6 protein-coding genes are annotated in these 13,462 nt (G+C 45.7%); 4 read left to right on the top strand and 2 right to left on the bottom strand.

Annotated elements, in window-relative coordinates; translation table 11 throughout:
- Positions 1-267: 267 nt before the first annotated feature.
- Positions 268-6,216 carry a GA module gene (locus tag ACLD5M_RS02185; protein ID WP_410314489.1) on the top strand — a complete coding sequence of 1,983 codons (5,949 nt, stop codon included), beginning with the start codon at positions 268-270 and terminating at the stop codon, positions 6,214-6,216.
- 88 nt (positions 6,217-6,304) lie between these two features.
- Here the strand turns inward: ACLD5M_RS02185 and ACLD5M_RS02180 are convergent, their stop codons facing one another.
- The gene (locus ACLD5M_RS02180; RefSeq protein WP_410314488.1) at positions 6,305-6,568 is read right to left on the bottom strand and encodes a hypothetical protein; all 264 of its coding nucleotides are present in this window, start codon (positions 6,566-6,568) and stop codon (positions 6,305-6,307) included.
- A 118-nt stretch (positions 6,569-6,686) separates the two neighbouring features.
- On the opposite strand from ACLD5M_RS02180, the gene ACLD5M_RS02175 reads away from it, so the two are divergent.
- Entirely contained in the window at positions 6,687-8,360 is a 1,674-nt protein-coding gene (locus ACLD5M_RS02175; protein ID WP_410314487.1) for a DEAD/DEAH box helicase, read from the top strand.
- A gap of 274 nt (positions 8,361-8,634) precedes the next feature.
- Here ACLD5M_RS02175 and ACLD5M_RS02170 read toward each other — a convergent pair whose 3' ends face one another.
- Positions 8,635-9,057, bottom strand: coding sequence for a DUF3052 domain-containing protein (locus ACLD5M_RS02170; RefSeq protein WP_004127651.1), 423 nt, complete (start codon positions 9,055-9,057; stop codon positions 8,635-8,637).
- Between the two features lie 1,005 nt (positions 9,058-10,062).
- On the opposite strand from ACLD5M_RS02170, the gene nrdD reads away from it, so the two are divergent.
- Both nrdD and nrdG read left to right on the top strand, forming a co-directional pair.
- Positions 10,063-12,438, top strand: coding sequence for an anaerobic ribonucleoside-triphosphate reductase (gene nrdD / locus ACLD5M_RS02165; protein ID WP_410314541.1), 2,376 nt, complete (start codon positions 10,063-10,065; stop codon positions 12,436-12,438).
- Positions 12,439-12,642: 204 nt separating this feature from the next.
- Positions 12,643-13,350, top strand: a complete 708-nt coding sequence (gene nrdG / locus ACLD5M_RS02160) for an anaerobic ribonucleoside-triphosphate reductase activating protein (protein ID WP_410314486.1) — start codon at positions 12,643-12,645, stop codon at positions 13,348-13,350.
- The last annotated feature ends 112 nt before the right edge of the window (positions 13,351-13,462 follow it).

Raw genomic sequence — 13,462 nt, 5'->3', positions numbered from 1 at the left:
GATTTGCTGATTTGCGCATAAAGTGACGAAAGTCACAAAATTGTAATACTTGAAATGTATAAAATTTTGAGTATTATACACACTGTACTATTTCAACCGCAGTATTAAGTCATTTGGCTTATATTCAAAGTTATAACCAATGTTATAACTGTTATAACCAAAGCATTTATACTGCGGTTGAAGACTATTGTTATAAACGCTAATTTTTCTACTGCTGCCGAAATACGCATTAAGCAGTGATAGTCGAATAAACGGAGTGAAGAAAAAATGAAGAAGATTAATGAAGCGAATAATTTTGCTGCTTTAGTAAAGTCTGCTCAAAATGCTAAGTATGCACCTATTTCTAAGAGCGTGTGTGCGGCTATGCTTGCAGGTGCTATGGTGCTCGGGGGGGGGGTATTCGTTTCTACTCCTGCATACGCTGACGGTTATGTAGACGGTACTGGAAACAACATTTATTACGGTTATAAAACAGACGCAAGTTATAGCGAAGCTCGTTTCCACATTGAGGTGGATTATTACGACACACTTGAGCATGCTAAGGTGGGCGGTACGACAGGCAAAAACCCGCTTGGCAAGTTTGTACGCGTTCATTATCTTTCTAATTGCGACCAAAAGGACGGTACAGCCGACGACTGGCGATTCCGTCCAATGTGGTGGTTCGGTGTTCCTGCTGGATTAAAAGAGCCGCAATATATTCATTTTAAGCGTACTGAAAAGTTAACAGATAAAGGCAATACGCAGGTTAAGCCTGCTGGTTCTTCTCAATATGTTGATACTGACGAAAACGGATACGGCGTAGTGTCTGATCGTTATTATGCAACTGCAAAAGAATGGAACGGTATTTCTAATTTCTACTTGAGCGATAGTAATAAAATTAACAGTGAAGCATGGAAGAAATTTGTTGGCGTTAATGGCGGCCAATACGACGATACTGGTAAAACGAAGGACAAGTGGACAACGTATCAACAAGATTCTTCCGGTCTTAAAAGCATTTTCGTAGACTGGGAGTCTGCAGGTACGCGCTACTATGACATGACTTACGTTGGCGAGATGACCAAGGAAGCTTGGGAGAATCGCGATGAGCATCCGCTTCGTTTTGCTGCTGGCGTTTACCGTTTTGCTGGTAACTGGCATTATGCGGCTGGTCAAAAGCACAATACGCCAAAGATTGCGGATCATTTGACGCTTAAGTATCCTGCTGTAACACTTGTTAAGAATCCTAGCAAGCTTAGCGAAGACGAGAACAAGGCCGTTAAGAAGGCTATTGAGGACGCTAATAAAGATACTAAGTACTATTCGAAATTAGTAGATAAAGTAGAGGTGTCTGATAAGGGTGTAGCAACTATTACCTTTAAGGACAAGACAACTCGCACAATTCCTGCAAACATTCTTGTTGCAAAGGGCGAATCCGATAGTGATAAGTACAAGCCAAAGATGCCTGATCGCATACCAGTGGTGAAGCCGTCTAAGCTGACAAAAGAGGATAAAGAAGCAGTTATTAAGGCGTTTAAGAAGGCGAACGAAAATAATACAGATTTTAACAGTCATCTTGCTGATTCCGATGGAATTAAGTTTGATGATAAGGGCGAAAACCTTGTTGTGACTTACAAAGATGGCTCAAAGCTTGAAATTTCTGCCTCTGAACTTGTGTATCAGGGAGCAACCATTGCCGATTGGGCGCCTTACGTTGTGCCAGACACGATTGAGGTTGATGACCTTAAGAAGCTTAAGCAAGACGAAATAAACCAAATTATCAAGGCTTTTGATGATGCCAACACTGGTATTACTCCTTATGATGCGTCAAAGACTCAAAACGGTAATAAAGCACCTGTAACGGTTTCTGAGACTGGTGACGTAACTATAACCTGGAAAGACGGCTCTACAACAGTTATTGACGCATGGCAGTTCCTTAAGGAAAAGAAGAATCAAACTCAAGAACCACAAACTCCAACGAGTGAAGAAAAAACCTTCATCGTCGAAAGTTCTGATAAGCCAATAGTGGTTACTTTTGATCCATTCAAAACAACGAGTGCAGAAATAACTACGGGCAATGTTAAAACTCAGCTTGATGGTCTTAAAGACACATTAAAGAAACTAAAGGGTAAAGATTCTAAGGATAACACCAAAGAAGTAACTATTACTGACGTTGAATATAGCGTTGAAAACGGTGTAGGATACATCACCTTTAAGGCGAAGGACTACAAACCAGCTAAGTATCCGATGGGTGCGTTCTTTAAGCAGAATTCCAATAATAAGGTGCTGCCTCAAACGGGTACTACTACCACTAGCAACACAAACAAAAAAGGCTATAAGTGGAATTATACAAAATTTAAGATTCAGGGTACAACACCAACTCCAGCAGAGAAAAATGCTGCTGTTAAACAATTTGTGCGTGATAACTATGATGGCCAGGTAAATGACTGTAGTAATGGAAAGTACGTTCTTAACCAAGGACTTACCCCTAAGACTGGTTCAACATCAGGTCTTACTTTAAATGGTAATTCGGGGCTTAGTTATGTTCAGGCAAGCGATACCGACATAAAAGTTTATGACAAATCAGGCAATGCTGTAATTACCATTAGTGATCCGTATGAAAAGAATCAAGGTCAAACGGGTGGTGCTGATACCACGATTGCGGATTTGAAGAAGCAAGCAAAAGCTCTTCTTCAACAGAAGCGTGATACTGACAAGCTGAGCAACAATGATCTCGAGCGTGCTGGTATTGCAAATGCTGATCAGCTTAATGATAGCAAGATTGACAGCATGAATGACGAAAAGGAGCTTCGCAAGCTCATCCGCCAGCTTACCGATGCCGCAAAGGCTGTGTATAAGTACAATACAAATCCGCTCGAAATTGAAAATGACCCTAACGATTCAGGTTTTGGTCCGAACGATAATCAGTTCAAAGATGCCGTTAAGAACTTCCTGAAAGCTAATTACGACGACACAAACAGCAATAATAAGATTGATAATATCGAAATTAGCAACAATAGCTTGACGCTTGATAGTAAGGGATGGACGCCAAAGACTGGCACTTCCGACATGGAGCTTAAGTCTACGTCGGCACCGTATGGCATTTCTTCTCTGGCCATGGGTGATGACGGCAAGAGCCTTATATTCAAGAATGGCGAAACGACACTGTTCACCGTATCTAAAGAGCAGCTCTTTAAGAAGAAGACTGAATCAAAGCCGTCTGGAGATAAAGACAAGCTTCCTGAAATGAAGAAAAAGGCGAAAGAAGCGATTGAGCGCAATCCAAACCTTACGCCTGAACAGAAGAAGCAGTTCGAGGATCAGATTGATCAAGCTCAAACTCCCGATGCGATTAAGACAATTCTCAAGAATGCTGCTGATAAGGGCAAAGAGAATCAAAACGATCCGTCAAAGAAGCAAACTATAACCGACAACAAGAATGGTGGTAACGCCAAGAAAGAGAAGGAAAAGGAGCAGAAAAAAGAGGAAGATAAAAAGCAGGAGGATCAGAAGAAGCAAGAGCTAGAGGATAAGAAAAAGAAAGCTTCTGAGGAGATTGATAAGCTCGATAATCTAACTAGTGACGAAAAGCAGAAGCTTAAAGATCAGATTAACGGTAATGGTACTACCGAAAATCTAACTGGCGTTGCCACACCTGAGGAAGTTCAGAAGATTTTGGATGACGCTAAGAATCTTAACGAAGCGCACAAGCTTGTTAAGGTTGGGGAGCTTCCGTTCCTTGATCACGGCACTGGTAATGGTGAAGATAAAGCTCTCAATGACATTCTTGGTTCTAAATCTGCTAAAGATTCCGTCCTTACAACTTTGGAAGAAAAGATAAAGGCTGGCTCAGCTGCCACTGCAGAAGATATTAAGACTGCTCTTGACGCCGCCAAGCGCCAGAACACTATCAATGAGGCTAACGCCAAGAATGCTGGTATTGCGAAGCTTGAAGCTAAGAAGGCAGAACTTGATGCAGCATATAATGCATTGAATGATGAGCAGAAAGCGAAAGTCAATGATAAGTACAACGCTGCTATTACTGCAATCACTAATGCTGAATCTGCTGTTAACAAAGCAACAAAGCCTTCTCAGATTAAGAATGCGCTGAACATCGACGCAACCATCAAGGATGCAAAAGATGCAATCAACACTCAGGTGAGCACCACTCAAAAAGGCAATAGCTCCAATCAAAATACTGAAAATCAGTCTGAGCTCGAAAAAGAAAAGAAAGCTCAGGAGAAACGCATTAACGATAGTGATCTTCCAGAAGCCGAAAAGCAGAAGGCTATTGATGATATCAATGCTGCCACTAAGCTTGGCGACCCAACTGCTATCGCTAATCGCGTGCTGAAGGCCCAGAAGATTGAAGATGCTCTAAAGAAGATTGATGAATTTAAGCATTTAAACAAGGCTCAAAAGGATGCTTTCAAGGCGATCATCAATGGCACTGATGCTGGTAATCACACCAATGATGACGGTACAACTTCTGACGACATCGACGACGCGCTCGCAAATGCCACTGCAACCGATACTGCTATGTCTCGCCTTGAGAAGCTGAAAAAGACAGCTGATGATTTCTCCAACGGAAAGACATACAAGAATTTCGCCGATCAAACTAAGAAGGATGCGTTTGACGCCGCTTACAAAGCTGCTAAGGATGTTCTTGATAAGGCCAAGGGTGACGCCAAGAGCGCAGATGGCGTTAATACTTTGTACAAGGATCTTCTTAAGGCAATGCAGGCGATTGATACGAACGCAAAGGGCGCTGGTGTTAACACCGATGCTCTTGCTGCTGAGATTAAGTCAGATAAGGGCTTGAAGCCAGATACAACTTCTGATACTAAGACTCCAGGCGATTCGGTTTATACCACCGCTTCTGCAGATAAGAAGACTGCGTTTGATCAGGCTTTGAATGAGGCTCAAACTGCTTTGAACAATGCCAAGAATGCTGACGTGTCTACTGCTGAGAATGAAGCAACTGCTCAGAAGGCTATTGACGATGCTCTTGACAAGCTTATTAGGGCTCGCCTTGCTTTGGATGGTGTTAACACCAAGCCGTTGCAAGATGAGATTGGTAAGGAAAACGATGTTAAGAGCAATGTGAAGTACACCAATGCTGATGCTGATAAGAAGCAGGCGTACGATGATGCTCTTGCAGCTGCTAAGAAGCTCATAACTGATTTGACTACTCCTAGCGCTGCTGGTGCCTCTACACCTCAGTATGGTGATATCACATTGAACAACAAGGATAATAAGCAGAAGGCTTTGGATGAGGCTTTGAAGGCTTTGCAGAAGGCTTATAACGAGCTAAACGGCGTAGCTCCAACTCCAGCGCCGACCCCAACTCCTGCTGCTGTTGATAAGACTGCTTTGGCTGCTGAGATTGCTTTGGATAGTACTATTGGCCGTCGCATGTCTTACACTGTTTCGCCTTCGGATAAGCAGCTCGCGTACGATAGGGCTCTTTCTAAGGCTCGTGCAGTGTATGCTGACCCGTCTGCCATGCAGGATGATGTTAATGCTGCTGTTGAGGCTTTGCGTGCTGCGGCTCGAGCTTTGAGTGGTTATGGTTCTGTTGATAATGATGTGAACCCGCTTCCAACTCCAAGCCCAGTCCCTGGTGGCGCTGGTTTTGGTGTGAATGATAATGCGCCTACTACTGTGGATAAGGGTGAGTTGAACGTTCAGATTGATAGTGCTGAATCTGATTCTCAGCCTGGTAATGCTGGCAACGGTAACGCTGGTAACGGTAACGCTGGCAACACAAACGCTGGTGCTGGTGCAAACTCTGGTAATGCTGGCAACGCAAACGCCAACGCTGCTAACGCCAACAATAATGCTGCTAATGCTGCAAATTCTGCTGCTGTGAATGCTGCGGTTGAAAATTCGCCGGCTGTGAAGCAGGCTGATGCTCAAGTTGCTAAAGCTCAGGCGGCTTTGGACTCTGCTTTGGCTGAGGCTAAGAAGGTGGCTGCTGATCCTAACGCAACTCAGGCTCAGGTTGATGCTGCAGCTCAGAAGCTTTCTGCTGCTCGTAAGGCTTTGGCGTCTGCTAAGGCTCATGCGGCTCAGGTGCGTGCTTCTGTGCGCGCTCAGGTGTTGAAGAGTGGTGTGTCTCAGCTTAGTAAGACTGGTAGCAACGTGTCTGTGATTGGCTTGCTTGCTACGGTTGCTGCTGCTGGTGCTGCGTTCTTCGTGAGCAAGCGCCGCGGAATCTCTCGCCATAGCAACAACTAGGCGAGAGGCTGCAAATCCTGCAAAGCTCTTAGTCAAGCTGCTAAATTCGCGCGATTTTCGTAAGCTGGCGTGCGTTTAGCAAGCTTACTTAATCGCATAAGTAAAAATAAAGCCCCGCCTGTGATTCTTTACGGTGGGGCTTTTTGCTTTCCTTCATTGCCGGAAACATTTGCCGTGTTTTCACTCGGCGTTTGTTGTCGTTTTGGCTGCATTTGACCACATTTGCCGTGTTTTTTCTCCGGCATTTGTTGTCGTTTTCATCATTTTTGACCACATTTGCCGTGTAATTATTCGGCGTTTGTTGTCGTTTTGGCTGTGTTTGACCACATTTGCCGTGTTTTTTCTCTTGCATTTGTTTTCGTTTCGGCCGCATTTGACCACAAACGCCGTGATTGTGCGGCGCGTGTGCTAGGCTCAGTTAGTTCACGGTTTGAAATTTATTTGAATCACATTTTTTACGAAAGGCTATTGTGCCGCATACTCATAATGCTGCGTCTCGTCAAAAGCGAGGCGCGAAGAATAATCATCACGAATTTAATGCGCGTAGAGAGCGCAATCGTAAGGCAGAAAAGGCTCGTGAAAAGGCGCGTCAGAAAGCTTTGCGCTACGAGGAGACTGCAATTCGCGAGGCTGAGCAGGATTTCGCTAAGAAAGAAAATAGTAAAAAAGGTTTCGCTAAAAAAGGTTTTGCTAAAAAAGATTTCGCTAAAAAAGAAAATAATAAAAAAGATTTCGCTAAAAACAATAAATCTTCTCAAAATTCAGTAATTATTCCGGATTCCGCAATTGAATCGCGCGAAAATTACAGAGACGACGTAACTTTTACGCAGCTTGGCGTGCCAGATCCTCTTGTAGAAGTCTTGCGCGCAGATGGCAAAACCACAGCCTTCCCAATTCAGCAGGCCACGCTTCCGGATTCTTTGCAAGGCGCGAATATTCTAGGCCGCGGTCGCACAGGAAGCGGCAAAACCTTAGCATTTTCGATTCCGTTGGTTGCGCGATTGGCAGAAAATTTCGTTGATTTAATCAACCACGGAAAAAATAGTCGTAAAAACGAAAGTGGCGATATTCCAGCTCCTCGCGCAATGATTTTGGCGCCAACGCGCGAACTTGTGCATCAAATTGATGATGTAATCGCTCCTCTTGCAGCGGCTTACGGCATGCGCACGGTGACGGTGTACGGCGGAGTTAGATACCAGCGTCAGGTGTCGCAGCTTAAGAAGGGTGCGCAAATCGTGCTCGCTTGCCCTGGTCGTTTGGAAGATTTGATTCGGCAGGGCGCGTTAACTCTTGAAAAAGTGATGGTTAGCGTGCTTGACGAGGCTGATGAAATGGCTGATATGGGCTTTTTGCCGGCTGTTACGCGACTTCTTGAGCAGGTGGATTCTAACGGTCAGCGCATGCTGTTTTCTGCCACGCTCGACAAGCAAGTTTCAACTCTTGTAAATCGATTCCTTCCTAACGCTGTGATTCATGCGGTTGACGATGCTGATTCGCAAGTTGACACTATGACTCACCACATTTTTGCTGTGTCTTCGGGAGATAAGTACGAGGTTTTGCGCAAGCTGGCTTCCGGATGCAAGCGTTCCATATTCTTTACGCGCACGAAGTATCAGGCGAAGAATATGGCGAAAAAGTTCGTGCAGCAGGGCATTCCTGCGGTTGATTTGCAAGGTAATTTGTCGCAAAATCAGCGAGATAGGCATTTGGCTGTATTCTCGGAAGGCTTAGTGCGTGTGCTGGTTGCGACGGACGTTGCGGCGCGAGGCATTGATATTAGTGACGTTGCGTTGGTTGTGCAAACTGAACCGCCGGAAGACCCGAAGTCGTTCTTGCACCGTTCGGGTCGTACCGCTCGTGCAGGTGAGGAAGGCGATGTTGTTACTCTTGTGCTGCCTAATCAGAAGCGCGCGGCGCACACTATGCTTCGTCGAGCCGGAATTAACGCTAAGGCGGAAGACGTAAATCCTGCGTCGCCTGTTTTAGATGAGATTGTGGGAGATGCGGCTGAGCTTCAGGAAGGCTGGAGCATGCCGGAGCCTGAGCAGCAGAAGCGCAAAGGTCGCGGGCGAGGGCGCGGACACGGTGGAAGAAGTCGAGATCGTGGCAATCGTGGCGGAAGAGAACGGGCGGCGAGGAAGTAGCTACATTTGCCGGGAATTTTCCGGCAAATGTGGTCAAGAATGATGAAAACGACAACAAACGCCAGAGAAAAAACACGGCAAATGTGGTCAAATGCAGCCAAAACGACAACAAATGCCGTGAATTTTCCGGCATTTGTTTCATAAAAGCGCGAAAGTGACAATTACTTTACGTGCTTGTATAAAAAATAACGCAATCTCGCCAAATATCGACAATTGCCCTACGTGAGTGTAAAGAAACTGTCGTCGCTTTACTTGCTGACTGCTTACTGCTTGCTTACTTGCTTTGACCTTTGCCGAAGGCGCGCAACTGAATTCCGTTCCAATCTGCGCTTACAGTTAAAGGCGTTGCGGCGTTCATTCCGGCCGTCTTTGCTGCAGATTGTACGGTGCTAGAACTTGGGGAACCTTCGCGACCAGGCTTAGGTGTTAGAACCCACATAGGAGCGTCGTCGTCAAGCATATTTGTGGCATCCATAATGGTGTCCGCAAGCTCGTCTTCATCGTCGCCGTCACGCCACCAAATAATTACGCCATCAACAGCAGCATCGTAATCTTCGTCTACCAATTCTTCGCCGGTAAGCTGTTCGATACTTTCGCAAATTGTTTCGTCAACATCGTCGTCCCAGAGCCATTGTTGCACAATGTCTCCTGGTTGGAATCCGAATTCCTGTGCATGCTGAAAAGCTATCTGTTCCACGTGACTCAATATATCAAAGCGTCACGAAGTGAGCGCCCATAACGGCGTGTATTATATTTGTGCTTATTTTTGTTAATCAGAGAACACTAGCATTCATGCTGCCGCACACACTACACCAGGCACTCATACCTACGCACACCACCGCAGATTAATTGCGATACTTTAGTGTAGGAATATTCGTGTGGTGAGATTTGAGATTTTTCGCACTGAGCGAGGCGAACGTCAGAGCCGAAGGCTGCTGATTCGTCGAGCGAAGAAGAAAAATCGAAAAATCTCTGCGATTAGCACGGTTATTAACGAATTAGCATGCAGAGTTTGGGGGATTTCTTTACGAGCACTAAAAGAGGACTGGGCGCATTGACTTGCCGGAGCGCTTAAAGCGTAGCGCGCGGAGGTACTTCAATGCGGAAACTCGCTTAGGTTGGAAGTCCAGTGGACTTCCAACGCGAGTTTCGCAAGCGAGCGTAGTAAAACGCGAGCGTATCGTTAAAAACGTTTAAGAATAAAGCGCCCGAAGGAACGCTCGCGCGGTCTAGGCGCGCTCGCTACTGAGCTTGCGTTGAAAGCACACTGTGCTTTCAACTTGAGCAAGCTCACGCTCCGAGTTGCTTTCGCGCGCACAATGCTGCGCTCAAGCAGGTCGTCGCGCATGCGAGGAAAGAAATCCCCCAAAACTCGCGCAACAGCAAACACGAGCGTAGCGCTGCGAGATAAGTAATTCCCATTGCTCACATTTTGCCAAAGAAACTTAACACGCCAGCAATCAAGCCTACCTCATCCTCGACACGCCTCAAAAATCGCGAATGTGAAATAAATCACTATATATAGTTTGTTATCTTTGCGTTTCTCCCTAGATATTGGGCATGAGTTGAGTTATAGTAGAGCAAGTCGTTGCGAATATAATGCTTTTGCAGCGAGAGAACGGTTAGAAGAACAGTGTTATGAGAAAGGTCTGTACCGATGCAGGTTTTGGAAGAAACTGACGCCAAGAGCGCAGCAATTCGCATGGATGATGACTTAGTTGCAGCTCCAGTTTCCCGCGTGCAGGTCGAAAAGCGCGATGGTCGCGTAGTTGATTTCGATTCGATGAATATCATTATGGCTATTAAGGCTGCTTTTAAGGACTTAGGTAAGGAAGTTGGTCCTCAGGAAGAGCAGATGATTCGCGGTATTTCGGATCGTATTGAGGCTGAAATTCAAGATCGTTACAATGGTCCAGCAAAAATTGAGGATATTCAGACCCTGGTTGAGCACGGCCTTATTGAAAATCATCTTTACGAGGTTGCCCGCTGCTACACAAGCTACCGTTTGAACCGAGATATTGATCGTGCAAAGGCTACCGATATTAACGAAGCTGTTAATCGCCTTGTGAATCGTGACGAAACGCTTGTGCGCGAAAATGCAAATAAGGATTCCAACGTTTACGCCACTCAGCGTGATCTTCTTGCAGGCGCTGTTTCTAAGGCTTCTGCCTTCTCTATGCTTCCTCACGCGGTTTCTAACGCGCATATGAAGGGTGATATTCACTTCCACGACGCTGATTATTCGCCATTTACTTGCATGAGCAACTGCTCGCTTCCTGATTTTGGCGATATGCTTGCTAAGGGATTTGCGCTTGGTAACGCAATGATGGATAGTCCAAAGTCTATTGGCACTGCCGCAACTCAGGTTACGCAGATTATTAAGGATATTGCTGGCGCGCAATACGGTGGTCAGACTGTTAATCGCGCTGACGAAATGCTTGAGCCTTACGCTAAGTGCGATTATGAGAAGAATTTGGCAATGGCCCACGCTATGATTCCAGATTCTACGCCGATTGAAGTTGCGAAGGATATGATTGACGGTTTGAAGGCTCAGGAGCCTAAGAATCTTCACTGCTCAGACAGAGATCCGCTTCCTGCTGACACTCCTTTTGATGAGAAATTGAGTGAGCTTGATCAGCTTCGCGAAGTTTATGCAAAGATTATGACGCGTAAAGCTATTTACGATGCTATGCAGACGATGGAATATCAGATTAATTCCAACCGCGTTTCTAATGGCCAGACTCCGTTTGTAACCGTTGGCTTTGGCTTGGGTACTTCTTGGTTTGCTCGCGAAATTCAGCGCGCTATTTTGCTGAATCGTATTCGCGGCCTCGGCAAGGATCGTCACACTGCTATCTTCCCTAAGCTTGTGTTTACTATTAAGCACGGTGTAAACGCCGACGCAGGTGACCCGAACTACGATTTGAAGCAGCTGGCTCTTGAGTGCTCTACTAAGCGCATGTATCCAGATGTTGTGTTCTACGAGAACATTGTTAAGATTACTGGCTCCTTCAAGGCTCCTATGGGCTGCCGCTCCTTCCTTCAGGGTTGGATTGATCCAAAGACTGGTAAGGATGTTGAAGACGGCCGTATGAATCTTGGCGTTGTAACGGTTAACATGCCGCGTATTGCTCTTGAATCTCACGGCGATGTGACTCGCTTCTGGAAGCTTTTTGACGAGCGTATGGAAGTTGCTCACCAGGCTTTGCGATTCCGCATTATGCGTTGCAAGCAGGCAACTCCTGTGAACGCTCCAACGCTGTTCCGCTACGGTGCTTTTGGTCGTTTGGAAGCTAATGAGAGTGTTGATCAGCTGTTCCGTAATGAGCGCGCAACTGTTTCGCTTGGTTACATTGGTTTGTATGAAACTACGGCAGTGTTCTTTGGCAAGGATTGGATGAAGGATCACAGCTGGAATGAGGATGGCAAGCAGTTTGCGCTTTCTTTGGTTCGCCGCATGAATAAGCTTTGCCAGCAGTGGTCGAAGGCGGAAGGCTACCACTATTCCGTTTACTCAACTCCTGCAGAGTCTTTGACTGACCGCTTTAACCGCATGGATCGTCAGAAGTTCGGCCGCATTGAAGGCGTTACCGATCACGACTTCTACACTAATTCCTTCCATTACCCGGTTTGGTTGCAGCCAACTCCTATGGAGAAGCTTCGTTACGAGGTTGACTTCCCGTATCTTGCTTCCGGCGGCTTTATTAACTACTGCGAGTTCCCATGCTTGCAGGCGAATCCTAAGGCTTTGGAAGCTGTTTGGGATTACGCTTATAAGATTGGCATTGGCTACTTGGGTACGAATACGCCTATTGATCACTGCTTCGTTTGTGGATTCCAGGGCGATTTTGAGCCAACGAAGGAAGGCTTCCGTTGCCCAGAGTGCGGCAACAGCGACCCAGATAAGTGCAATGTTACTAAGCGCACTTGCGGCTACTTGGGCAATCCTGTTCAACGCCCAATGGTTCACGGCCGCCACGAGGAGATTGCGCACCGCGTAAAGCACATGTCTGGCGAAACTGGTCACGTTACGCTGGATAATGGCGAATCTCGTGAATGGTACGAGGAAGCAAAATAATCTTAGCTAATTAACTATGTTGAAACTTAGTAAAATAAGTTGAATAGATAATTAAGATAGATAAATAGCTTTTCTTGTGTTTGTTGTTTGGTGATAATCTAGCCGTTAGAAATGATTGCATTTTGTGATTACAATTTCTAGCGGCTGGATTTATTTTATTTTCGCAAATTTTGGTCGTTTGTTTGGTTTTGAAGGGGGTTGGATATGGCTCGCATTACTTTGCATGATTTTGCGCCTGCAGATGTGAATCGTGGTCCGTGGATTCCTACCTCACTTTCTAATAATCCTCGCGCTGGCCAATGGTCTAGCGAGCGCATGAGCCAGGGCATGATTGCCGATTACAAGCGTTTTTTGATGACAGACGGCGAGGGTATTCGCTGCTCGCTTTACGTTTCGGGATGTCCTTTTCACTGCGTTGAGTGTTATAACGAGTCGATTTGGGATTTTCGCGCAGGTCACCCTTATACTCAAAAGCTTGAAGATCAGATTATGGAAGATTTGGCGCAGCCTTATGTGCAAGGTTTGACTTTGTTGGGTGGTGAGCCGCTGCTTAATACTGGTATTTTGCTGCCTCTTTGCAAGCGTATTAGAAGCGAATTTGGTCATACTAAAGATATTTGGAGTTGGACTGGATACACGTGGGAAGAGCTTATGCGCCCGGGGGAGACTCCGGATAAGCTTGAGTTGCTACGTTACATTGATATTCTTGTTGACGGCCGCTATATGAAGAATTTGCACGATTCGCTTCTGCAATTTCGCGGCTCTAGCAATCAGCGAATTATTGACGTTCCAAAGTCTTTGGAAAATCCGCAAAATCCTCCTGTAATTTGGGAAAAGCTTCACGATCAGGAGCGTTTTATTCCGTCGATTTACGGAAAAGATCGCGTACAAGGCGAAGGCGATGCTTCATAAATCCCTAAATTTAACCACAAATGTGAGCAAAGTTTCTCGTGTTTGGAGTGTTGTTGTGTGTTGAACGCTCCAAACGCGGGGAATTTACCAGGCTTTTCTTGCTGCTTGGTTC

This window comes from Gardnerella sp. Marseille-Q9185, assembly GCF_046508745.1.
GTDB classification, from domain to species: Bacteria; Actinomycetota; Actinomycetes; order Actinomycetales; family Bifidobacteriaceae; genus Bifidobacterium; species Bifidobacterium greenwoodii.
This window is presented reverse-complemented; position numbering and strand designations above follow the sequence as displayed.